We start from the raw sequence: 23,782 nt of genomic DNA, 5'->3' as shown, positions 1-23,782 counted from the left end.
ACCTTATTAAAAAGGGGCTGATATCGATATCAGCCCCTTTTATTATTTACGTACATTCGTAATCAACTATCCCCCCGATGGCCCCTGCACCAAAGGCAACTTCACAAAAAAGGTCGTTCCCATATTCAGACGTGTCTCAAACCAGATCTCCCCCCTCGCATGCTCCACAATGTTCTTACACATCGCCAACCCCAACCCGGTACCCGAGTTCTTCGTCGTAAAGTTCGGCACAAAGATCTTGGACTGCACCTCCGGGGAAATACCTTCCCCATTATCTCGCACACTCACCACCACCCACTCATCCGCAGTCGCCTCCATAGCGATCTCAATATGTCCCATCCGCTGCTCCGGGATAGCCTGGATCGCATTCTGCAACAGGTTCGTAAACACCCGGTTCATCTGCGTCTTATCCGCAAAGACATAACATAAACGGGCAGGCTCGTTAAAATGTATCTCGCAATGCGGATGGCTCTGGTACAAATCATTCAGGGAGTGCACCACCTCATTCAACAACAATACCACATTCTCCGCTTCACCTATACGGGCAAACGCAGAGAAATCCGAGGCAATATTCGCCAGGTGATCCATCTGCTCCACCAGCGTATTGGCCACATTACGCGACAACTCCTTCACGTTGGGAGAGTCATTGTCAATAGCCCGCTGTAAGTATTGGATGCTTAACTTCATAGGCGTCAGCGGGTTTTTGATCTCATGTGCCACCTGCCGCGCCATCTCCCGCCAGGCCCCCTCCCGCTCACTCTTGGCCAGCCGCGCCGCACTCACCTCCAGCTTACGCACCATCTTATTATATTCTCTTACCAACGCCCCGATCTCATCATCCTTGTCCCACTCTATCTCATCGTTACGCTGCCCCAGGTTCACATGCCGCAGCCTTTCTATCACTACCGAGAACGACTTGGTGATAGAGCTCGTGATCAGTAATGCCAGAATACCGGCGATCAGGAAAATAAATGCGTTGAAGTTGATCAGGGCAATGAGGAAGTTGGATATCTGCTGGTTCAGTTCCGTCTGCGTAGCAAAATATGGCACGTTAAGGTAGGCGAACACCTCCCCGTTGCTACGCAGGGGCACATAGCCACTCAGGTAACGCATGGTGCCTATCCGCTCATCCTGGATGAACTGAATCTTGTCCTGCCGGAATAACTGGAAGTAAGCCAGCGGATGCATTTTCCTGGCCAATAGGCCTTTTTCCGTCATCAGCGGCTGTGTCGTCAGTTGCAGATTGCCGTCGCGGTCGTAAATGTTAATATCCAACGCACGGTCATCCGCAATATCGCTGATCGCCGATGACAGGCGGCTCTGGAATACCGGATCATACATGTCCTCCACCGCGTCAAACATCTGCTGCAGGTAAAAGATCTTCTCCACTTCCACCACGACCTCGCTGATCGTTTTACTCAGCCGCTCCCGGTTCTCCGATTCAGAACGGTTGATAAAGAACAGGATGGTCGTCACCCCCAGTATCAGGAAGGCGAATACCACCACAAATATGATAGTCCCATGTACTTTCTTACGGATGCTGATATCCATCAGAGCGCGGATATTGCTGATACGCATACGCGCTTTTACCAGCAGGTCCAGCAACTTGTAAATAATAATGATCAGCAGGAACAGGCAGAACATGTAGGCAAACAGGGTGATGAATTCCACAAAGTCACGGTTCTCCTTCATGATGATCACCACCTTATCTTTCGAAGCCCGGTAGATCAGCTGGGAATATCCTTTTACCGCACTCACCGTCACCTCTTCGGAAGGAACATCGCTGGGATACAACTTGATCTGGAAAGGATAATCATTATTGTTGGCCACCAGTATCCCTTTGTCATAAATAGCATACGAGTAGGCGGTACCGTATTCTTTTTCCGGGTCATACATATCCCCATCTACCAGCAGCTCCGGGTAGAGGCGTTGGGTGTTGACCACCGCCGGTGTCAGTTCGTAGATCATATAGCCGGTCACACTGCCGCCATTCAAACTGCTGATGGCCTTTTTACCTATATAGCTGTAGTCGTTAAAGCTTCGTTCATTATAATAAAGGTCTCCTCCTATCGGCTCCGAATCTACCAGCATACGGCGGTTAAAGGAGTACCAGCTGATAGTATCCGCCGCATAGATCGGCTCTCCGCCTTCATCGTACAGATAGAAACTTACGTTGAACCGGCCCAGATATCCTTTAAAGTACTTCTCTCGCAGGTCATTTTCCAGCGTCGATTTAGACAGCTGCGTGCTGTTCTTCTCCTGGAAAAAGAGACGGATGAAATCGTCCTCCGTGATCTTTTTGGCCACGTCATTCATCAGCATCTCCAGGTAAGGATCTTTCTGTTTGGAAAGGTCTTCGGCCAAGCGCTCCCTCACGGTGATCTCCTTCTGGTTGTTATAGTAGACCAGTATCGCCGAAGTGGTGATAGTAAGCAGCACCAGCCAGAAAAGGAAAGGGATGGTATCTATACTGTTGCTGAAACGATGGGCGAGCATGTCCAGCAGCACGACGTACACCAGCAGCCAGATAACCATGCTGGCGGAATAAGCGATGTTGGGATCATGGATGCGGAACAGCAACCATAATATGCCTACCGCTGCTAGGAAGATATACTTGGTACGACGACGGAAATTGGTCAGCTCGTTGAGCAGGTAGTTGATCACCTCCGAGAAAAACAAGAAACTGAAGGCAATAAAGCCCAGTATGACGGCCCCGATGATACTGTATTCATTGAGACTGAAAGGATCTGTCACATCGAAAGATATCTTGGAGTCGATCACCATACTCTGTATCAGCTCGGACAGGAACTGACCGACGATGTACATGAGTAAGCTGGCTAATATGATCACCAGCCATACCTGCCATTGCTTTTTCAATACCGGCGGCTTGATGGTCTTCACATGCGCCCGGAAGAACAGCAGCAGCCAGAAAGCCAGCAATACGTTGATCAGCAGGTCGCCCAGGGAACGGAATATCTCATCCTTGGCATAGATCAGTGGGGTAAATACATTAAGTGCCTGCAGGTTAAACGGAAAAGGGTATACGTAACTGAGTATACGCATGAACAGCACGATGCCGAAAAGAAACAGGAAAGCATATACCGGGTTGCGTTGCCGGGCAATCAGGGAAGCGAACAGGTTAAAGAATATCAGTACGCAGATGCATCCCATGACGCGGAGTACGGTACTGAGCAGATTGGGCTGCCGGACCTCTACGCCTGGTTTATAGTGGAGGTAAAACAAGGTTTTACGGTGCTGGCTCTGCACGACAATCCCCGGCGGTTCCAGGTCGATCGTATATTCCCTCCCCAAGTCGGGTTTATTGAAGAAGTGGTTGACCAGGTAATTATTGCTGATGCTGTATTCCAACATTACGGGGATGACCCCTACAAGGTATTGGATATGTCCGGCGTTATTAGAGATGCGCCGGGAGATCACTTCGTGATAGCCGCTTTTCAGGTGTACAAAGCGGGAGCCGGTCTTTAACGGATCAGGCAGTTCATCGGGTTCCAGTAGGTTGCTGCTCCAGAAAGAGAGCCATTTACCCCCAACGCTGCTGTCGTATGCGAATACGAAATAGTCCTTTTTGAACAGGCTCTTCAGCTCCCGCTCGTTGTAGTTACGGCTGAACAGGCGCCCGACAGTAACGCTGTCCTTAACGAGGCGTTCAAAGGACTGCTCCCGTTGGTGGATACTTTTTTCCAGGCTACGCTTTACCCCCTGCGGAGAGGAGTAATACGACCAGTAATTACTGAACAGGAAAGCAAATGTGAAGAGCCATGCCGCGATGATAAGCAGGTAACCATGCCGCAGGAAAAACAAGCGTATTTCTTTTGCGTCTATCAATGTGCTAGTTTACGATTTCCAATTTTGAACGCCGGAGGATGATATGTCTGCTATTCTCCTTTTTTGACCTGGTTCCATATCTCGTCCATTTCGTCCAGGGTCATTTCTCCCAGGCGTTTACCGTTGGCGGCAGCGGCAGCTTCCATCAGCTGAAAGCGGCGGATGAACTTTTTATTGGTACGTTCCAATGCGTTTTCTGCATCTATCTTCAGAAACCGGCTGTAGTTGACAAGGGAAAACAGGACGTCCCCAAATTCATCTTCCATCTCCTGCTGATTGCCGCTTTGAAAAGTAGCTTCCAGTTCGCCCATTTCCTCTTTTACCTTATCCCATACCTGGCCGGCATGTTCCCATTCGAAACCCACCTGTTTAGCTTTTTCCTGTAGCCGCATGGCTTTGATTAACGCAGGAAGCGATTGTGGTACGCCGCTGAGGACAGACTTTTTGCCCTCTTTCAGCTTCAACTGCTCCCAGTTCTGTTTTACCTGTTCTTCGTTCTCCACTTTTACATCGCCATAAATATGGGGATGACGATGGATCAGCTTTTCGCAGATACCGTTGATCACGTCATTGATATCGAACTGTTTCTGTTCGGCGCCGATCTTGGCGTAAAAAACAATATGCAGGAGGAGGTCGCCCAGTTCTTCTTTAATAGCTTTCCAATCTTCACCGGTGATAGCATCGGTGAGTTCATACAGTTCTTCTATGGTCTGCTGACGGAGGGTCTGTATGGTTTGTTTCCTATCCCAGGGGCATTTTTCCCGCAGGTCGTCCATAATCTCCAGTAAGCGATTGAAAGCTAAATTGTTTTCCATGCATCAAATATAGAAAATGTATAGGATGCCTGTGGTGACAGTTGTCCAGGCGGCTGTGCCTGTATAGCAAAAAGCATACTAAAAATGGCGGGAAAGGGTCAGTGGAAGGTGAATTTCTTTTTATTGACAAAAGGGCCAATTTAATTACATTTGCGCCCCCGGCCCAAGTAAAACGGAATCAGGCCGGGAGTCCTGTGCCCGGCTGCTATTCAGCCTGTCAAAGGGTGTAAACGTCTAACAAATTAGATCATGAATACCAAACACATTGCGCTTATTTCAACAGAACTCGGTATTTCGGCCAGGCAAGCGGAGAATACGATGAACCTGTTGTCTGAAGGATCTACCGTACCCTTTATCAGCCGTTACCGGAAAGAAGTAACCGGTAGCTTGGATGAGGTGCAGATAGGCCGTATTGAAGATCTGCAGAAACGTTACAAAGAGGTAGATGAACGTCGTGAGTTTATCATCAAAACTATCACCGAGCAAGAGAAAATGACCCCTGAGCTACAGGAGAAACTGGAGGGCACCTGGGTACTCGCTGAGCTGGAAGATATCTACCTGCCGTATAAACCAAAACGTAAGACCCGCGCTACTGCGGCGATCGAAAAAGGCCTGGAACCCCTGGCCAAAATATTACTGGAACAGCAGGACGCTGCGCCTGCCACTACCGCCCAACAGTTCATCAACGAGCAGGTAGCTTCCGGCGACGAAGCGCTGAAAGGCGCCCGTGATATTATCGCGGAATGGATCAACGAAAATGCAGAGCTGCGTGATAAACTGCGCAAGCTCTTTACCCATACCGCCGTACTTACGTCCAAAGTGATAGAAGGCAAGGAAACGGAAGGAGATAAATACAAAGACTACTTCGAGTTCCAGGAAGAGCTGAAGGCAATCCCCTCTCACCGCGTACTGGCTATCTTCCGCGGCGAGTCTGAAGGTTTCCTTTATGCCACCATCACACCGGTGGAAGAAGAAGCGCTGAGTATTATCAATAAACAATTTGTAACCGGCAACAATGCCAGCAGTGAGCAGGTAACCAAAGCAGCAACCGATGCTTACAAGCGCCTGTTACGCCCTTCCCTGGAGAACGAGTTCCGCGCGGTAGCCAAAGAAGCCGCCGACGGTGAAGCGATCGACGTGTTTGCAGAAAACCTCCGTCAGCTATTGCTGGCGGCACCGCTGGGTCCTAAACCGGTTATCGCCGTAGACCCCGGTTATCGCACCGGCTGTAAGGTAGTAGCCCTGGACGAACAGGGGAACATGCAGGCCAACGACGTGATCTACCCCCTGGAGAAAAACTACAAGCGGGACGACGCAGAACAGCTGCTGAAACAATGGGTGAAACAATATGATATCAGCGCCATTGCCGTGGGTAATGGTACTGCAGGCCGTGAAACAGAAGAGTTCCTGAAAAAGATCGACTTCGGTAAAAAGATCAATGTATTCATGGTCAATGAAAGCGGTGCATCCGTATATTCCGCTTCAGAAGTTGCCCGCGAAGAATTCCCTGATCATGACGTTACCGTTCGTGGAGCCGTATCTATTGGTCGCCGCCTAATCGACCCACTGGCAGAATTGGTGAAGATCGATCCTAAATCCATCGGAGTAGGTCAGTATCAGCACGATGTGAACCAATCCAGCCTGAAACAAAGCCTGGACCGTATCGTAGTAAGCTGCGTGAATATGGTAGGTGTAAACCTGAATACCGCTTCTAAACATCTGCTGGCTTATATTTCCGGTCTGGGTCCTTCCCTGGCGGAAAATATCGTTAAGTACCGTAAAGAAAACGGCGCTTTCAGCAACAGATCGCAGCTGAAGAAGGTACCCCGCCTGGGAGAAAAAGCATTTGAACAATGTGCGGGCTTCCTCCGTATCGAACATGGCGACAACCCGCTGGATAACTCAGCCGTACACCCGGAACGATATAACGTGGTAGAGGAAATGGCGAGCAAACAGCAATGTAGTGTACAAGAACTGCTGAGCCAGGACGAGCTCCGCAAGAAGATCAACCTGAAAGACTACGTGAAAGAAGATGTAGGACTGCTGACGCTGGAAGACATCCTCAAAGAGTTGGACAAACCCAGTCGTGACCCCCGTGATGAGATCTCTATCTTTGAATATGCAGAAGGTATACACAAGATCGAAGATGTAAAACCAGGTATGGTATTACCGGGTGTGGTAACCAACATCACCAACTTCGGTGCTTTTGTGGATATCGGCGTTAAGCAGGATGGCCTGGTGCATATCTCCCACTTATCCAACAAGTTCGTAAGTAACCCCAACGAGGCGGTGAAACTGAACCAAAAAGTACAGGTGACAGTATTGGAAGTAGATGCGGCACGTAAACGTATCTCTCTTTCCATGAAGGACAGCGAAGCACCTGCACAGCGTAGGGAACCCCGCCGGGATAACCGCGATAAGCCAGCCAAGGGCGGTGCACAACCGTTAAACGACTTCCAGGCAAAACTGCAGGAACTGAAGAAAAAATTCAACTAGATTATTTATAACCAATAAAGAAAGGCTGACCTGACCGGTTGGCCTTTTTTATGTCCGGCATCTTCCAGCTATAGGAATAATATACCAAAACTAAGGAAGAGGTGGAGGTGAGATATAGGAACGGGCCGGTCTTTGAAGACCGGCCCGTCGTAATAATGTGTGTACCCTCTTGTAAATTGCTATTGTGCTATTGCCCGCTGAACTTCTTTTTCCAGTTATTAACACGTTCGGGGAATACATTTTCTTTTTTTTCTGCAAACAGGCTGACGTTGCCATTGACAGCAATACCGGCATAAATGATATCGCGTTTCATGTCGATGGCAATAACAGCCTCTTCTTTACCAGCGGCGCCGGGTTTGGTGCCTTCATTATAGAGCCAGCCATCGTTGACTTCGATGGGGGGCGCTACCTGCAGTCGTTTTAGGAATGCCTCTTTTTTGACGCCAACGAGTGCCTCGAAGCGTTGTTTCAGTGGTTCTTTTTCGAGTAGATCAGTATCCCAGGCATACTTGCCATCAAAGGATTCGAATGCGCTCCAGGAGGCTACCTTACCAGCGATGACCGTATCCTGTGTGGAAATCATGGTATCGGTAGCCGGAGGTGGCGATACGGAGTCGGCATTGCCAGTATTTGTGTGGTGGCCTGAGGGGTGCTGACATGCCATTGGTACAATCAGCAGCGCTAAAAGAATGTTTCTCATAGTATGGTTAAATAAAAAGCTAATAGCCGCATCTTCAGGGCGCCGGTTTTCCCCGGGGAAAATGGTTGCTATTTTACCCTGTTCTCCCTGGTCAGTATTTCCCAGCTGTTGATCTGCTATGTTGTATTTTGTCCCGCTTACTTACCCTTAAATACAGGGTTTCTTTTTTCAATAAATGCCTGCATGCCTTCTTTTTGGTCGTCGGAAGCAAAGAGCAGGTAAAAGTTCTTACGTTCAAATTGTAAGCCTTCGTCCAGGCTTGTGTCAAAAGCTTTCAGTACAGCCTCTTTTGCCATTTTAACAGCCAGAGGGCTTTGTGCAGCGACTTCTTGTGCCAAACGGATGGCTTCTTGCAGGTAGCGTTCTTCCGGTACCACCCGGTTGATCAGGCCTGCGCGCCAAGCTTCGTCGGCAGTAATAAAGCGGCCGGTGAGGACCATTTCCATTGCCAGGGCTTTTCCTACTGCACGTGTCAGTCTTTGGGTACCTCCAGCACCGGGCATCACACCGATCTTGATCTCAGGCTGGCCAAACTGGGCGGTCTCGCTGGCGATGATCATGTCGCATAACATCACCAGTTCACATCCTCCCCCCAAAGCAAAGCCACTTACTGCAGCGATCAACGGTTTTTTGGTTTTCTTTATTGTGTCCCAGGTAGTAAACTGGTCTGTATTGTACATATCCATCGCACTCTTACCAGCCATCTGTTTGATGTCGGCACCGGCGGCGAAGGCTCTTTCGTTACCGCTGATGACGATGGAGCGTACGCTGTCGTCGGCATCGAGCGTTTTGAGGGCATCCCTCAGTTCCCCCATCAGCTGAAGGTTTAAAGCATTCAGTTCTTTGGGGCGGTTCAATTGTATGTGCGCTACATAAGGCGCCACTTCCTGGTGTATGATAATAAACTCTGGTTGCATGTCTAAATTTAAAGAATTATAGCCATTACCAACAGCAGATATCCCAGGAATAAAATCGACATAGAGAGGACATACATCAACAGCAATAAGATACCTTTTACAGCTGATTTACGCCAGGATTGACCATACACATTCCGCAACGCTACCACCAGGTAAATGATCCCTGCCAGTATTCCCCATTCCGTAAATGCCGAGGTGTGCAGTAAACGATCGAGTAGTCCGGCGATCAACAACAAGATAAAGAAGAAAGTATGAAAATGTATCGAGAATATGCCATGATCGACATACAGCCATTTGCGTTTGTCCTGCATCCATTTCAGCAGTAAGGCAAACAGCGGCAGGAGTATGAACATCAGTTTGGGAATGTTATGCGTGAAGGTCTCGGCGATGGCATGTCCCATATTGCTGCCATATTTAAGCTGCAGATAAAGCAGGCGGCGGATGACTCTTTTTTTGGCAGGCCCATCGCGTTTAGCCGCTGGCAGTCGCTGTTGGACGGAGTCATATGCCTCCGGCGTTTTATGGGATAATGCAGCCAGGGCATTGCTAAACATTGTATTTGTTCCTTCCGTATCAATTTCCACGCTCGTTCCCACCCGGCTACTATCCTTTGCCGAAAGATTTGATAATATCGAATCCGATATATGCATTCCTCTTTTGAGCGCCGCTGCCCGCTGGAGCGAATCTGTTTGCTGAGCCTCCGTATGCTGTTGGGAAGGACGGGGTTCCTCCTGCTCTCCATCGCTGATTATCATTGCATACAGCAGGAAGAAAACAAAAGAGATGAAAATGTACAGTTTGATCGGATTGACATAACTCACCCGCTTACCGGCCGTATAGGCTTTAGTCAGGAATCCCGGCCTGATGATCAGGTATTTGAGGGTGGACAGGGCTTTGGAATCGTAGTGTACCACATCGGCCACAAAGTGCTGGAACAGGTGTCCGAAGGACTCGTGCGGTTCGATGTTTTCCTGGCCGCAATGCGAACAATAACGCTCAGGCACGGTGGCTCCGCAATTCAGACATTGGTTGTTTTGACGTATAGGTTGGTGCTTCACTGACAATAGGTGTTATAAAAACCGGGCTAAATTTAATCTAAAAAACGAGTTGGTTCTACATCTACAAAAATTTTAAAATGGGTTTTGCGTTAGTATTTTTGTACCTGACAGGATAAAACAGTTCCCTGTCAGCCGATCCTATTATGTTAAAGAAGCAAATGATCCCACTGTTGGTGGTAGCATTGTTGATACAGACCACGGTGTTACGGGCACAATTTTACCTGCAGGATATCCACAATACACAGCTGACCATTCAGAACATGGAGCAGTTAAAGGCTGCCAAAGTAAAGGTACAGCTGGTACAAAGCCTGGATGCCAATATGGATACCGACAACGACTTCCGCGGAGAGCGCCGGCTTACACCTGACTACCGGCAGCTGCGTGCGGTAACCGGCTCCCGCTCTACTGGATTTTCTGTGATGGTGTCCACCTTCAGTGGCCAGGGACGGCTGACCAAGACTGTGGACAGTACGGAAAGCAGCATCACAACGATTCAATACCGCTACGACGGGGGTGGCCGTCTCCTGGAGGTACGCTCCGTATCACAAGCCCGGGATGATAAGTTCCGTTTTGCTGAAAACAGGACCTATCAGTACGATACCGCAGGGCACCTGCTGTCCATGGTACAACGGCAGGGCGCCAATTCCAGCGACAGCAGCCTGGTGTTGTTCAAGACCAATGAGAAAGGCCAGGTAACCGAAGAACAGCAGTATGGTAAAAGCACTAATGCCCAGCGTATCTATTACAACTATGATGCAGCCGGTCGTCTTACCGATGTGCTGCGTTATCACCCGGTAAAAAAGCGCATGTTGCCTGACTACCTTTTTGAATATGACAGCAAGGGCAACTTACAACAGATGACAACGGTGAACGGCACAACATCCGACTATACCATCTGGAAATACCAATACAATACCCAGGGGTTGCGGGATAAAGAGGAATGTTATGGTAAGAAACGGGAGTTATTGGGTATTATCAAATATCGATACGACTACTACAAATAGTGGTGATGTGCCCCCTCCGTTTTCTTTACAGCTGACGGAGTGGGGTACTAATCAGGCGATTAGTTGAAAAAAATTGTTAGAAAAAGTTGGCAGATTAAAAACATTTCCTATCTTTGCAATCCCAACAAAAACGGGAACAGTTCTTACAAACATGCGGAAGTAGCTCATTTGGTAGAGCACGACCTTGCCAAGGTCGGGGTGGCCGGTTCGAGCCCGGTCTTCCGCTCCACTTAGAGATTCCAAATTGCAGTTGCAGTTTGGAATTTTTTTTTGATCATCTTTCAGATGATGAATTTAAATTCACTATCTTAATAGTGGATGTTAAATACCACATTTGGGCCACCCGGGTGGTGGAATTGGTAGACACGCTGGACTTAAAATCCAGTGGCCAGCAATGGCTGTACGGGTTCAACTCCCGTCCCGGGTACACTAGAGCTGACGCTCTGAAAATTTTAAAAGGCATCGCGAAAGCGGTGCCTTTTTTGTTTGTAGTTCGTTTAGACAATTCTTTTTAATCCGTTAAATGCTTTAGGACCATTTGTATACCAATACCGATGAATTCTGTTAGATCACGTCATAGCAGATTAAACTTCTGTTGTTACTCACTCAACAAATCTCTTCATATCAAGGTATCAATGTGACTAACTAAAATATAAATATTAATCATAATGCATTCTTTTCTCTATCTATCACATTTTCATAGATTCTTGTAAGTATCTGTTGAACCTTTTTTCCTGTCTCCACATTACTTGAGTTATTGCCGTCATAAGATAATAGTGCACATCTGGCAGCCAAAGCAAATTGAGAAAAGGATGAAATTAACCTCTGAATCTCTTTACAGATAAATATTGTCGCATCATGAGATTTACCAAACACTTGCTCCAACTCATTCGTTAAATTGATAACTTTTGAAAAAACTATTTTGCGACCTTTTATCAAATGTGGATTATCTAGACGATAAACAAATATACTAACCCAACTTCGGAGAAAATTAATTGGCTCAGTATACCATACCTGTTGGTAGTTGGCTAAGTCATTTGCAGTTAAAACAATTTTGGTCGCCTTTGGCATTATTTCTCCTGACGGAATGACCAAGAGTTGATTTGCGTCATGCTCTATAGTAGGATCTAACAACAAAGGAAACTCATTTGTCCCTGTCGGTAATGTTGGCGAAATAAGTCTAGCTGTTCCAGTTAATACAGGGAAGGCACTATGCTTTCCACCTCCTCTGTTTGACAATGCTGTAGTAAATCGATAGTTATTATGGTTGAGCTCTAACCAAGTGTAACGAATCTGAGCAAGATCTTCAGGAACAGAATAACCAATCTCTCTTTCAATTTTAGTTCGATGGGAGGTAGTTAAACGCTTTGAAAAGTCTTTGGGTCTAAAATGTTCCACGTCCTGAGAGTTAATGTCAAGCTGTTCCATTTCAGTATACCAACATTTTGGATTAAAATCTTGTATGTCATGCGGTACTGACAAATGGGCCGTTAAATAACTACGCAGAGATTTCCAATCCTTTTTTGCATCAACTGTTTGATGCCAAGTAACTAAATCAACATTGGAATCCAAACTAATTAGTGGATATTTAATGTAAATCATTGATTAAAGTAATCTATCCTTTTATTATTTCCTTAATTATTTTTTCCATTTCATCCTCAGTAATTTCAGAAGGATTCTTCCCTTTCAGGGTCTTTTCTCTATTAATATACATTTTGAATCTCTGATAAAGAGGGTCTTGAATGTCTACACTGTCTATCTCTGGAGAAAGTGAAATCTCAGATAGATTCTCGCCTAACTGTTTGAACTCATCGCTCTCTATTTCGGTCAACCCCATTGAAGTCTTCTTCAAAAAAAGTTCTCGGTAATCCTGAGCCCATTTACGGCTAATATCATCAAGGGTCGATGTCATACCAAAAATATCTTTAAGTATACCTTCCGCGCCTAAACCAATTACGTCTTGACTTGCATTTCTGATAATCCTTTGACTATTTCCATCTACCTCTAGTATATGAACTTGCTCTTTTTTTAATCCGTTTAATAGTAATGGCGAGTGCGTTGATATTATGAATTGAATATTGGGAAAAGCAGCTTTCAATCTTTGAAGTGCTGACATTTGAAGCTCTGGATGTAAATGTATCCCAAACTCATCAATTAGTACAATACCGTTTGTAATGTCAGCTACTTCTGTTGATAAATGCTTGTTTAAAAGAAGACTTCTAGTAATAATCTCACCAGCTAGAAGAACAAGATATCTATATCCATCTGATAGCATTTCATATGTCCTTACCTCATCATTTGCGAATCGGAAAGTAATTATGCTTTCATTTTTTACCTTAATTTCTCTTTCTTTATTAGCTTCTCTAGGCCGGGTTTGGCTAGTAACTCTCTTTTTTAAGAATTGAACTCCAATGATTTCATCTGGAAAAATCTTTTTTATAATTTCTTCGAAACATTCCAAAAATAATTTAGGTAGATCTCCGTAAAGAATATCTGCATTGCTCTTTTCTTTTTGCTCATCCAAGGTATCATTCATTATTTTTAGCCAATCAAACACATAATTTTCCATACTTTTCTCTTCAAAACAATACCAATAACCTTGTTGTGCACTACCATCTAAATCTAATGTATCTGTTTGTGCATGTGGTTGATGTATATATTCAGTACCAACGTACAGTAGAAGCGGCAAATACTTCTCATTTTTCTCAATGACTCTATCATATGTGCGAATGACCGCATTATCTAGATCATTACTCGTTAAACTTTCATACTTAGTCTTAGTATTTATTGTATTCTCACGATAAATCCTCCACTCAAAAGTTGACGTTTCCCATGTTCTCCCATTCCAATTAAGTACCTCTGCAGCAGTTGAGATAGAACACTCACGTGCAATATCCGTAAAAGGATTATTGCCAATTACTCTGTGGTCAACATTACTGATGTTTCTGGCTCCTCCCCGAATAATTTTCCTCAAATATGAGCTAGCCGCAATCCTCACTGCCTTAATTAAAGCAGATTTACCCACCATATTAGGTGCGATAATTACATGTAAATTATGGTCTGGGCTAAAATCGACAACTAGATCCTCAAAACATCGAAAGTTTCTTATACTTAATTTATTGATTTTCATCCTATAGTATTTCAAATTTCTATTATAAAGGTAACTTAAAATATCCAATTCCGTTTTTTAGTCGAAATTACCATGTAATATCATTAAAATTCATTATATCCTTCACAAGTTGGTTAGATATTTCCCCCTTCCCCAGTACAAATTAAAAGCCTTTCAAGTTTAACTTGAAAGGCTTTTTTGTTAAAATTACTTCAACGCGTATTCTGACATATTTTCTTCTGTATAGCAACATCGCTATCTGCTTATTACCGTCCTTGCAGTATCTGTAGCTGTTTTTTTACATGTTCATTTCCCGGTTGACGCTGCAGACTACGAGTATAATGCTCGATGGCTTTTTTCTTATTCCCCATCACCATATAAGCTTCTCCCAAACTGTCATACACGTTAGCTGATCCGGAGTAAAGCTGAACATTCAGCTGCAGTACTTCGATGGCTTCATGTATATGTCCGGTATACAACAACATATAACCCCAGTCGTTTACCGCATACTCAGTAAGTTTAAATTCCGCATTTTTTCGCTTTAGATCAGCATATACATGGGTTATTTCTCCGAAGCCCTTTTCGAGCAGTTGTTGATGCATTGCTCTCACAGCAGGCTGCAACGTATTCCCTGTATAGGGGTGTAACTGCGGAATATAAAACCCGGCTACCTGTTCGATAAATCTTTCCGGGTTAGCACCGCGTAAATTGGTAAGAATGATGACTCCCACTTTTTCGTTAGTATAATAGGAAAATGCGGAGCGCATACCTCCACTTCCTGACACAGCGGGATGTTGCCCATTACCGCTTACGGACCAGCCAAGCGCTCTTGGTGCCAAAGAACCATCAGTATGAGAGACCGGAGCCCACATTGTCTGGAGTGATATCTTATTGATAAACTTTTCATCAAGCAGTGCTATCATCCACTGTGCTATTTCACCTGCTGTGCTGTTGATACCTGCAGCCGGCCTTGTGATAAGTGCAAATTCTTCAAAGACATGCTTTAATGCAGCACTTCGTCTCCATATACCGTTCCTGTTGTATTTATAAGAATAAATTTCGGTCATGCCAGGTACTACGTCATGGGAATCACCAAAACGGCTCTGTGTCAGATTAGCCGGCACAAACTGCCCCTGCTCTATAAAAGAAGTGAACGGCTTACCAGAAATACGTTCGATCATCTGCCCTAGTAAAACATAGTTTGTTTGGTTGTATTCTGACCTTTCGCCTGGCAGAAAACGTAGCGGCATTTTTTTTACTTGCTGCAACGCGATACTGTCTTCGCCTTCTGCTATCATTTTCCCGCTATCGCCGTCTACAATATCAGGGAGTCCAGAAGTATGCGTAAGCAACTGTCTTACGGTAATTGTTCGCCATGCTTCCGGCAGATCTTCCAGATATTTTGTGGCAGCGTCATCCAGCTTAATTTTTCCGGCTTCGACCAACTGCATGATAGCTATCCCGGTAAAACATTTGGTTGACGAGTTAATCGGGAACAATGTTTTGGTAGTAACCGGTACCGAAAAGGGTACGTTGGCCATTCCATAAGCAGAAAGATGTACAATTTTCCCTTGTTTGATCACTGCCACCTGCATACCTGGTATGCTATAATAATTCATGATGCCTTTTAGAAAGATATCGATGTCGTTTTTTTTCGATTGGCCCTGGGCCGTTCTATAAAATAGTAGAAAAATCAGGACTAATATTGTCTGAAGCTTTTTGGGGTAGGGTACGCTAAAGTAAGGTTTCATATCGTATAGGTTTTTAACGCCGGACCATACTAATATAAAAATAAAATCACAAGTAACAAGCACAAAGCATCACTTTTCCTGCTTCCATGCAGTCAGAGTTACAGATGCTCTCGGAAAACGAAAACGTTCAAAGCATCTCCGTATTTATGTATACGCTGAAAAAAAGACCCTCTAAGAGCAAAGCTATTCATTCATTTCTCTTCCTTGTTTTACGTAATGAAGTGCAATAGATCCCGAATTAAAATGTATTGTATCCACCAACTTCAAATCGAGTTTCTCTTCAAGGCTTCCTACATCCAGCAATGGTCTTCCCTTTCCTATGATTGCCGGATGAACGACCAGCTTAAATTCATCAATGAGTCCTGCTGCAATTAATACAGGCAGCATGCTTATGGTGTCTACTAATATTTTCTTTCCGGGTTGCTGTTTTAGCTTTAGAAGTGCTTCTGCAGGATGGCTACGAATAATCTTTGTTTTTTGATCGCCATTCAATGATTGTGAAACAACCACCCGATCGATATTGCTAAACTTCTGTGCAAACCTATTTTCGGCCGGTGTTCCGGATTGATCCTTTGCCACCTCATTCCAATAAGGGAACATCAGTTGATACATGACACGACCGAAAAAAACAAGGTCTACATCGTCCATCATATCCGTGAAATAATCAAGCACCTCCTCACTAGGATTAAAACTGGTATGATCGCAGTAGCCATCTATGCTGATGTTTATACCGAATGTTACCGTTCTCATTGTTTTGATTTTTGTTTTGATAATCTGGCGTATAAATCAAAAATAGTTGACAGCACTAAATTCCCCTAGGGTATTCAGGACAAAAAAAGGGGCTTTACGGCCAATGTTATAGTCTAATTATAAGGTATTGCAGTACAAATTATGAATGTGTATTTTACTATAGAAAAGGTAAGGCGGCACATCTATTCACCGTCCAATGCTTGACCCCGATAAACGGGGTCTATATAAAGATAAAAAGGTTATTAATAGCATGATAAAATCAACCATAAACACGATCCTGACATATGCACTGCTATTTAGCTGGAATAACGTTTCAGCAGCAGATATTACCATGAAAATCACCAAACGCTATCTCAACTTCCCGATATCTCAAAAAGAGGAACGAAAGATGATGAAATTAGGCGCCAGCGGTGAGGAAGAGAGATCATTTAAGATCAGATTGACGGGTGGAGCACCTGAATACTGGGTGTTTACTGATATGACGGCTTACAAGGGTAAAACTATCAAGATCAGTTATGAAGGCGACCAGGCTGGCTTAAACAAGATTTATCAGGATGATAAAATAGCCGGACAGGATTCCTTATACCAGGAATACAACCGTCCACAGTTTCATTTCACCACCCGGCGTGGCTGGGTGAATGATCCCAACGGCCTGATATTTTATGAAGGGGAATACCACTTGTTCTATCAACACAATCCTTATGAGAAGGAATGGGAGAACATGTCATGGGGACACGCAATTAGTAAAGACCTGATACACTGGGAGGAACTATCTGTAGCGTTACATCCTGACAAACTTGGCACTATGTTCTCCGGTTCTGCCGTGATCGATTATGATAATACGTCCGGATTTGGGAAACCTGGTATTCCGGCAATGGTAGCAGCCTATACGGTGGATAATCCTGACCGGCAGATCCAATGTATTGCCTACAGCCTGGACAAAGGTCGTACCTGGGTGAAGTATGCTAAAAACCCAGTAATCAATTCGAAAGAAAAATGGAACAGTAAGGATACCCGTGATCCAAGAGTATTCTGGTACCAACCTGGCCAACATTGGGTAATGGTGCTCAACGAGCGGGATGGACATTCGATCTATACATCCGGCAATCTCAAGGATTGGAAATATGAAAGCCATACCACCGGATTCTGGGAATGTCCGGACCTGTTTGAACTTCCTGTAGATGATGACCCCAACCATACCAAGTGGGTGATGTACGGTGCCTCCAATACTTATATGATAGGTTCTTTTGATGGAAAGCGCTTTACACCTGAAGGCGGAAAATATTATTTCTCTGCGGGCACCATCTATGCTGCACAGACGTACAGCAACATTCCTCCGGCGGACGGCCGCAGGATCCAGCTAGGTTGGGGCCGTATTGCCCATCCGGGTATGCCATTTAACGGTATGATGCTACTGCCGACGGAGCTAAAACTGCGTACGACCAGGAATGGTCCAAGATTATTCAGTAATCCTATCAGGGAAACTGTACAATTGTTTGAGCCGGTCAAAAAGTGGAATAACTTGACATCCGGTGATGCAAATCAAAGGATGAAGGAGTTTTATAACGCTAGTTGCTTACGTATCAAAACCACCTTTAAGTTATCCCATGCCACCGATGCCGGCTTCAATCTTTTTGGTCAGCGGATTGTGGGCTATGATATGAATTTCAATCTGCTAAATGGCCTATTCTACTCACCGGAAGATATGACCAGTATGGAGCTTACTGCTGACATTTACATAGACAACACTTCTATCGAAGTATTCATAGATGGGGGCGCTTATTCCTATTCTATGGAGCGCAAACCGGAACTAAACAATCAGGAGGGTTTCCACTTTTGGGGCAACAATATCGATATTAAAAACCTCGAGGTATTTACAGTAAAATCTATATGGAATAACCGCTAACTACGATACCCAGGTGACTGCTTTAATAGATTTCCAGGATCACTATATCTTTCTTATTAAAGGTGAAGCGCTCTCCTGCCTTCATAGGAAGTAATAATTTTGCCAGGGCTGCGTAAGGGGAAAGGAAAAATACCAGTTGTTCATCCACCAATTGTTTACCCAGACCTGTTGCAATGAAAAATGAATAGTCGGAGCATTGTATAAAAGCACCGGCCTGAGCTGTTGTATAAATAATATTCGTATTTATTTTTTGTAGCTGATCCAGCTCCTTGACGTTCTCTGCCTGTTGCCTGGCAAACATGTCTTTCTCCAAATGGCTCATGGCCCTACCTGTTTCGTATTTATCCCCTGCCGAACTTTTGCCTTCACTATTAGCTGCTTCCTGAGCGTTGTCTATCGCAGCTTTAGTTATTGCTATGCGTTCGGTGATCAATAGTTCTCCAACTTTTTTCAGTTTGTTTTTGAAATCAATCTTTTCCTGTCTGGTCATATCATCTAAATATATGCATTTTAACAAGAATAGCTCTGGTCATTGCAAGACCTAATCAAAGGCATTACATTAACCAGAGCGCTACAGCACATAGGATGGTTGCCGGGAAGGGATACCAATAAGGGCATCTGAAAATTCCAGTTAACCCGTCCGGCATCAGTTCAAACTTATTTGGCGAAAGGAGTATTCATTACATTAAACCTAACTTTTTCATGGCTTTGATGCCATCCTGGCTGGTAGGGTTCAGCTCCAATGATTTCCTATACATCCTGATGGCGTCTTCCCGATGCCCATCTTCCAGCAACGCTTCACCGTAGCTGTCGTAGGTATTGAAATCATCCGGATGAAGAAACGTGTTGATTTTAAACGTTTCTAACGACCATTGTTTGTGTTCTTTGGCAGTGGACTGATACAGGAAATCATATCCCAGGAAATTCATTTCCTTGGCGTCAAAATAATAATGTGTCGTATCTGCCATATAAAGGTGTAACATACAGGCAGCATGGTCTGCTCCTTGTTGCATAAGCGCTTTGGCGTATTCACGTACCGCAGACACTTTTAAATGTAATGGTATAAACGGCTGATCATTCATCATATACAAACAGGACGTTACATTATCTCCAAAGCTGCTTTTGCCATTTGTGTAGGCAATAATTGTTTGTTTCCTGGTCAAATTCCGATAATAGAACGTAGCCAATCCAAATTTAAACCCACCATGTCCTACTCCTTTTCCGAATACTGGCTGCTGGAATATTTCCCAACCCAATCCGTATTGTCCAGTCCCCTCTCCTAGCATCGTATCCATATGCTCAGTATATTCCTTTCCATTGTTCAATTTAACCGGCGTGATCGCCTTTTCTACAGTAGCAAGTGACAAGAGTTTACCTTTAAAGAAAGCTTCGTCAAACTTCAGCATATCATCGACGGTAGTGATGACATTGGAAGGGCCGATACTCGCATTGTTATTATATTCAGAATATCTGTAGCGTTTTACCTGATCTGCCTGCAGATATATGGTGTCGTAAAAAGTTGGTTTTATTTGTTGCTTCACACGTAAATCATCGGATATATCACCTGCTGCGATATAGGTTTCTTTCATGCCGGCGGGTTTAAAGATATATTTCTGTGCATAGGCCGGGAAATCTATACCTGTAATCTTTTCCACTATCATGGCTAACAACGTATAGTTAGTATTACAATATCGAAACTGCTCTCCCGGTGTGAAGTAAAGTCCTTTCTTCCACTGCCTGAGCAATGGTAATACAGCCGCATTTGTAATTATTGAATCGGGATGCTCTTTTATGACATCTTCATATAACTCCAGGTTGGGTAAGCCTGAAGTATGTGTTAGCAGATGATGCAGCGTGATCTCCGGGAAGGGAAATGAAAGCAGATATTTAACTACCTTATCTTCCAGTTTAAGTTTTCTTTTATCTTTTAATTGAAGGATAGCGGTAGATGTAAAAATCTTCGATATAGACGCCAGGTTAAATCTTGCCGCTTCTGTATTCTTTTGTTGCGTGGCGTAATCTGCATAACCACCGGAATAGGCATATAACTTATGTCCATTTTCTGCCAGGGCAATGTTGCCATCGTACAAATGATGGGCAGTTATAGTATCAAAATAAGATGCAAAGACAGCATTTCGCTTTTGTGCGTATATGCTCGCAGACATCAGACAGATAATCAAGATAATAATTGGTCGCATAACCATTTTGTAAGATTATGAGGCAATAATATTGACTTATAGGCGCAGTCTGCCATAAATGGGGTGAATGGGTCAAATTATGTGATGAAATGGGCATTTTATATGAGATACTGACAAGGGCAACACCCTGTAATGCTCTTGTCAGATATCTTCACTTCATTATACCTGTGAGTATGAGGTAGGCACTAAAAAGGTGCTTCTAATAGTAGAAATAGTATTAACATATTGGGGATCTGATACCAATCTTTTCCATTCGGGATCGGCTACGAAGGCAGCCCATGCTTTCTCGCGTTCTTCCATGCTGTTGCATGTAACCATGTAGGTGAGACGAGGTAATTTGTCGCCGGCAATCACTTCACCACAAAATACGGGGTTCAATTTGGCTCTTTTGAAAATAGGGAATTCGCCGTCATGAAACATCTTCACCTTTCTTCTCACAGCATCTTCACTATAGCCTTCATATGTTCTTAATTCGAATATCCGGGATTTACCAGCCGGAATAACGATCGCCGGCCAACCATCAAAAGCAGTCATCAGAGATGCACTAAAGCGGCTGTATAAGGCTTTATCAGCGGGTATATTATTATATACTGCACTATTTTTCACATAGTCTGTATCCGCCTTTACTTTCGCATTTATGAAAAGATAACTATCCAGAGAGGGGTATGGCACTAACAAAAAGTATCTAGCTGGTTCTGATGGGCTCCACTCTTTAAAAACACCGACTGTCTTTACTCCATATTTATTCAGAGCAGGAATCAGTGCGGTTTTAAAGTAATTTTCCAGCTGGCTCTGGTCGGCACCAAAGCGTATTTCATATTCCCTCCATTCGTACACTTCTTTTTGTGTGGGTGGTTGATCCCCTGCTGTAGCTGGTTTGATATTTATGGCTAGGCCTGCGGTAGCAGCAAGGGAAGATTGGAGAAATTTCCTGCGTTGCATGTTAATGATGATCTAATTACACAATACTGGTTTTCAGGTATTCTGGTTATTCATCGTGAAAGACTATAGGGAGTATCTTAAAGCCATCTCTTTATTCTGTATCTGCTGGCTCCCACAGTTCTATTTTGTTCCCTTCAACATCAATAATGTGAACAAATTTGCCAAAGTCAAATGTTTCGATCTGGTCAACAATGGTTACACCTTCTTTTTTTAGTTGTTCTACGAGTGCTTCAAGGTTTTCCACCCGGTAATTTATCATAAAGTCTTTTGCCGAAGGTTCAAAGTACTTCGTTGCTTCGGCAAAAGGGCTCCATTGCGTCACTCCTTTCTTTGTATTATCCTCGCTCTGATACCACTCAAAAGTGGCTCCATATTCATTTGTGTTTAGCCCCAGGTGTTTTTGATACCATTCTTTCATCTGTTTAGGGTCTTTACATTTGAAAAAAATGCCTCCGATGCCTGTTACTTTTTTCATTTTTTTGGTTTTATTTTCATAAATACATAGTCAATAAATTACCAGTTAATGCTTCTTCAGGGCGTTAAGTAAGTTTAGCAAGTATTTTAGCTTTTTTTGCATCAAGGGAAGCTATGTCTACCAGGTCCACGGTTTCCCTTAACCTTTCTGTATCATAACGTTCTACATTTATTGCATCAGGATACTTTTCAATATACTTCAAAATATGATTAAGTGCATCTTTTACCCGGTCTTCATCTAAGGTAAGTTTATAATATTCTCTGGCGGCGTTGAGGAGAGCCATTAGATTAAATGCTTCGACATTCATATCTCTATATACCCTTTCTTCGATAGAGGCACAAGTCATCTGCCTTAAGGTAAATTCATTATCAATGATATGGGTAAATAGTTTGTCCGTTTCGTATTTCAGTGCGTTTTTTTGAGCTGACATGTTTGTATCTACCTTCACTTGCACTTGGTCATATATCTCTTTGGCGAGATCATTTCTGATAGCGGCTAATTTTGCTTTATTGATACGATAGGTCTGGATACCATTCCAGGCCCCGATAGCCAGTACAATAGCAATAACTCCGTAACTGGCGCCAATTATTTTATCATTAGCAGTATTCAAGACCTCCACTTTTTGTTCGAGTATTTGATTTTTGATCTGTAGGTCATGTAGTGTCTTTTGCATTTCAATTGTGTCTTTGGGAGCTGTCGTACTATGCGCTGACAGAGACATGAAAAACGCGGATAAGAAGAAGATGACTCTCATGATGTTAATATCTTTGGGCGTTAAAGGTAGTATCAGTCTATTTAACGTGAATGTGAGCTCTAAAGTTGATCTGTTACTGTAAATACCGGAAAAAAGCCCGGAATCCATGCGAAGCCTTTTTCCTTTCGCACCACTCTTCCAAATCCCGGCCAGGGCATATGATAACCAAAGGCCAGCTTACCAGTATCTGCCAGGTCAGCCAATACCTTGAAGCGTGTTTGAGCAGCCAGTTCAAAAATCAATGTCGAATATGGTACCCCATTCCGGTCGGCTAAACAATAGCGTTTCTTCATGACAGATATCGGCCATATGCAGGAATGTTTCCTTTCCCACTGTTACGTTAAACATAAAATGACCGGGGGTGTGCCCCATAGCGGCTACTGGTTGCAAGCAGCCCAACAACAGATCGTTTTCGTTAAATAACCACAATTGCTCTTTCAGTACGTTCAGGCGTTGCTTGATATTTTGTTGTATACTGAACAGGGCTATGGCGCTATCTCTGCTACGGGAGAAATCCGGTGTATCAGATTGCCAAAATTCGTATTCAGCGGTTGACAGGTAAATTTTAGCCAAAGGGAAGATTAACTGATTATTAAGATCAACCAAACCACCAAGGTGATCCGGGTGTGCATGTGTAAGCACGATGTCTGTTACCTTATCCGGCGCAATGTCCGCCGCTTTTAGGTTAGTTACTAGCTTTCCGCCTTCAGGCAGGGTTGCATATCCGTTACCTGCATCTATCAATACAATACAATCATCCCAGGCAAGGACCAATATATTATGAGCCAGGCTGATGTATGCCACACCACGTTGAAGAACCATATGCAGTTCTTTTCTGGAAATACCAGGGGCAAAGCAATTGTTATCGTAGGGTACATCACCGTCTGAAACTACGAGTATATTTTTATCTCTGAAATGAAAAGTCTTCACCTGATCGTTAATAGCTTGGAACATTGTGTTTTGTAAATTTGCAGCAAATAACTTCTTTCCTATTGAACTATAGCTTAGGCTATTTTTATGGGCTTAGACTAAAATTTTAGACCAATGACAAAGGCAAGTGT

General features: G+C 44.0%; 18 protein-coding genes and 2 tRNA genes. 5 read left to right on the top strand and 15 right to left on the bottom strand.

The features are described from left to right. Nucleotides 1-66: 66 nt before the first annotated feature. Both KTO58_RS03830 and mazG read right to left on the bottom strand, forming a co-directional pair. On the bottom strand, nt 67-3,846 hold the full coding sequence (locus KTO58_RS03830; protein WP_225860045.1) for a sensor histidine kinase: 3,780 nt from the start codon (nt 3,844-3,846) through the stop codon (nt 67-69). A 50-nt stretch (nt 3,847-3,896) separates the two neighbouring features. Beyond that, on the bottom strand, nt 3,897-4,661 hold the full coding sequence (gene mazG / locus KTO58_RS03825; protein ID WP_225860044.1) for a nucleoside triphosphate pyrophosphohydrolase: 765 nt from the start codon (nt 4,659-4,661) through the stop codon (nt 3,897-3,899). A 249-nt stretch (nt 4,662-4,910) separates the two neighbouring features. Here mazG and KTO58_RS03820 point away from each other — a divergent pair, with 249 nt between their 5' ends. Next, nucleotides 4,911-7,157, top strand: a complete 2,247-nt coding sequence (locus KTO58_RS03820; protein WP_095840659.1) for a Tex family protein — start codon at nt 4,911-4,913, stop codon at nt 7,155-7,157. Nucleotides 7,158-7,344: 187 nt separating this feature from the next. Here KTO58_RS03820 and KTO58_RS03815 read toward each other — a convergent pair whose 3' ends face one another. The 3 genes from KTO58_RS03815 to KTO58_RS03805 form a co-directional block, all read right to left on the bottom strand. Next, nucleotides 7,345-7,857 carry an Ivy family c-type lysozyme inhibitor gene (locus KTO58_RS03815; protein ID WP_157753197.1) on the bottom strand — a complete coding sequence of 171 codons (513 nt, stop codon included), beginning with the start codon at nt 7,855-7,857 and terminating at the stop codon, nt 7,345-7,347. Between the two features lie 137 nt (nt 7,858-7,994). Beyond that, nucleotides 7,995-8,774: an enoyl-CoA hydratase-related protein gene (locus tag KTO58_RS03810; protein ID WP_095840661.1), complete on the bottom strand. Its 780-nt coding sequence runs from the start codon at nt 8,772-8,774 to the stop codon at nt 7,995-7,997. A gap of 8 nt (nt 8,775-8,782) precedes the next feature. Continuing rightward, nucleotides 8,783-9,832, bottom strand: coding sequence for a DUF3667 domain-containing protein (locus KTO58_RS03805; protein ID WP_157753198.1), 1,050 nt, complete (start codon nt 9,830-9,832; stop codon nt 8,783-8,785). Between the two features lie 143 nt (nt 9,833-9,975). On the opposite strand from KTO58_RS03805, the gene KTO58_RS03800 reads away from it, so the two are divergent. From KTO58_RS03800 to KTO58_RS03790, 3 genes are all read left to right on the top strand, one after another. Further along, nucleotides 9,976-10,836 (top strand): RHS repeat domain-containing protein, encoded by an 861-nt coding sequence (locus tag KTO58_RS03800; RefSeq protein WP_157753199.1) that lies wholly within the window; start codon nt 9,976-9,978, stop codon nt 10,834-10,836. Nucleotides 10,837-10,989: 153 nt separating this feature from the next. Next, nucleotides 10,990-11,065, top strand: a tRNA-Gly gene (locus KTO58_RS03795). A gap of 112 nt (nt 11,066-11,177) precedes the next feature. Continuing rightward, nucleotides 11,178-11,263, top strand: a tRNA-Leu gene (locus KTO58_RS03790). 236 nt (nt 11,264-11,499) lie between these two features. Here KTO58_RS03790 and KTO58_RS03785 read toward each other — a convergent pair. From KTO58_RS03785 to KTO58_RS03770, 4 genes are all read right to left on the bottom strand, one after another. After that, a complete protein-coding gene (locus tag KTO58_RS03785) occupies nt 11,500-12,438 on the bottom strand; it encodes a hypothetical protein (protein ID WP_095840664.1) in 939 nt (312 codons plus the stop codon). Nucleotides 12,439-12,451: 13 nt separating this feature from the next. After that, nucleotides 12,452-13,966, bottom strand: a complete 1,515-nt coding sequence (locus tag KTO58_RS03780) for an AAA family ATPase (RefSeq protein ID WP_095840665.1) — start codon at nt 13,964-13,966, stop codon at nt 12,452-12,454. A 245-nt stretch (nt 13,967-14,211) separates the two neighbouring features. Further along, entirely contained in the window at nt 14,212-15,564 is a 1,353-nt protein-coding gene (locus tag KTO58_RS03775; RefSeq protein WP_198315025.1) for a serine hydrolase, read from the bottom strand. Nucleotides 15,565-15,879: 315 nt separating this feature from the next. Then, nucleotides 15,880-16,446, bottom strand: coding sequence for a dihydrofolate reductase family protein (locus tag KTO58_RS03770; RefSeq protein WP_095840667.1), 567 nt, complete (start codon nt 16,444-16,446; stop codon nt 15,880-15,882). A gap of 250 nt (nt 16,447-16,696) precedes the next feature. On the opposite strand from KTO58_RS03770, the gene KTO58_RS03765 reads away from it, so the two are divergent. Then, nucleotides 16,697-18,352, top strand: coding sequence for a glycoside hydrolase family 32 protein (locus KTO58_RS03765; RefSeq protein ID WP_225860043.1), 1,656 nt, complete (start codon nt 16,697-16,699; stop codon nt 18,350-18,352). Between the two features lie 22 nt (nt 18,353-18,374). Here the strand turns inward: KTO58_RS03765 and KTO58_RS03760 are convergent, their stop codons facing one another. From KTO58_RS03760 to KTO58_RS03735, 6 genes are all read right to left on the bottom strand, one after another. Further along, the gene (locus KTO58_RS03760; protein WP_095840668.1) at nt 18,375-18,842 is read right to left on the bottom strand and encodes a hypothetical protein; all 468 of its coding nucleotides are present in this window, start codon (nt 18,840-18,842) and stop codon (nt 18,375-18,377) included. A gap of 190 nt (nt 18,843-19,032) precedes the next feature. Next, nucleotides 19,033-20,550 carry a serine hydrolase domain-containing protein gene (locus KTO58_RS03755; RefSeq protein WP_157753201.1) on the bottom strand — a complete coding sequence of 506 codons (1,518 nt, stop codon included), beginning with the start codon at nt 20,548-20,550 and terminating at the stop codon, nt 19,033-19,035. A 159-nt stretch (nt 20,551-20,709) separates the two neighbouring features. After that, nucleotides 20,710-21,492: an NIPSNAP family protein gene (locus KTO58_RS03750; protein WP_095840670.1), complete on the bottom strand. Its 783-nt coding sequence runs from the start codon at nt 21,490-21,492 to the stop codon at nt 20,710-20,712. Between the two features lie 91 nt (nt 21,493-21,583). After that, nucleotides 21,584-21,967 carry a VOC family protein gene (locus KTO58_RS03745; RefSeq protein ID WP_095840671.1) on the bottom strand — a complete coding sequence of 128 codons (384 nt, stop codon included), beginning with the start codon at nt 21,965-21,967 and terminating at the stop codon, nt 21,584-21,586. A gap of 64 nt (nt 21,968-22,031) precedes the next feature. Then, the gene (locus KTO58_RS03740; protein WP_157753202.1) at nt 22,032-22,721 is read right to left on the bottom strand and encodes a hypothetical protein; all 690 of its coding nucleotides are present in this window, start codon (nt 22,719-22,721) and stop codon (nt 22,032-22,034) included. 231 nt (nt 22,722-22,952) lie between these two features. Beyond that, nucleotides 22,953-23,675, bottom strand: coding sequence for an MBL fold metallo-hydrolase (locus KTO58_RS03735; RefSeq protein WP_095840674.1), 723 nt, complete (start codon nt 23,673-23,675; stop codon nt 22,953-22,955). Between the last annotated feature and the right edge of the window lie 107 nt (nt 23,676-23,782).

The sequence above is a fragment of the Chitinophaga pendula genome (genome assembly GCF_020386615.1).
GTDB classification, from domain to species: domain Bacteria; phylum Bacteroidota; class Bacteroidia; order Chitinophagales; family Chitinophagaceae; genus Chitinophaga; species Chitinophaga pendula.
This window is presented reverse-complemented; position numbering and strand designations above follow the sequence as displayed.

Coding starts and splice junctions, on each gene's coding strand:
- mazG (WP_225860044.1), bottom strand. CDS start 4,661: ATGGAAAACAATTTAGCTTTCAATCGCTTACTGGAGATTATGGACGAC.
- KTO58_RS03820 (WP_095840659.1), top strand. CDS start 4,911: ATGAATACCAAACACATTGCGCTTATTTCAACAGAACTCGGTATTTCG.
- KTO58_RS03815 (WP_157753197.1), bottom strand. CDS start 7,857: ATGAGAAACATTCTTTTAGCGCTGCTGATTGTACCAATGGCATGTCAG.
- KTO58_RS03810 (WP_095840661.1), bottom strand. CDS start 8,774: ATGCAACCAGAGTTTATTATCATACACCAGGAAGTGGCGCCTTATGTA.
- KTO58_RS03800 (WP_157753199.1), top strand. CDS start 9,976: ATGTTAAAGAAGCAAATGATCCCACTGTTGGTGGTAGCATTGTTGATA.
- KTO58_RS03785 (WP_095840664.1), bottom strand. CDS start 12,438: ATGATTTACATTAAATATCCACTAATTAGTTTGGATTCCAATGTTGAT.
- KTO58_RS03780 (WP_095840665.1), bottom strand. CDS start 13,966: ATGAAAATCAATAAATTAAGTATAAGAAACTTTCGATGTTTTGAGGAT.
- KTO58_RS03775 (WP_198315025.1), bottom strand. CDS start 15,564: ATGAATTATTATAGCATACCAGGTATGCAGGTGGCAGTGATCAAACAA.
- KTO58_RS03770 (WP_095840667.1), bottom strand. CDS start 16,446: ATGAGAACGGTAACATTCGGTATAAACATCAGCATAGATGGCTACTGC.
- KTO58_RS03765 (WP_225860043.1), top strand. CDS start 16,697: ATGATAAAATCAACCATAAACACGATCCTGACATATGCACTGCTATTT.
- KTO58_RS03760 (WP_095840668.1), bottom strand. CDS start 18,842: ATGACCAGACAGGAAAAGATTGATTTCAAAAACAAACTGAAAAAAGTT.
- KTO58_RS03755 (WP_157753201.1), bottom strand. CDS start 20,550: ATGCGACCAATTATTATCTTGATTATCTGTCTGATGTCTGCGAGCATA.
- KTO58_RS03750 (WP_095840670.1), bottom strand. CDS start 21,492: ATGCAACGCAGGAAATTTCTCCAATCTTCCCTTGCTGCTACCGCAGGC.
- KTO58_RS03745 (WP_095840671.1), bottom strand. CDS start 21,967: ATGAAAAAAGTAACAGGCATCGGAGGCATTTTTTTCAAATGTAAAGAC.
- KTO58_RS03740 (WP_157753202.1), bottom strand. CDS start 22,721: ATGAGAGTCATCTTCTTCTTATCCGCGTTTTTCATGTCTCTGTCAGCG.
- KTO58_RS03735 (WP_095840674.1), bottom strand. CDS start 23,675: ATGTTCCAAGCTATTAACGATCAGGTGAAGACTTTTCATTTCAGAGAT.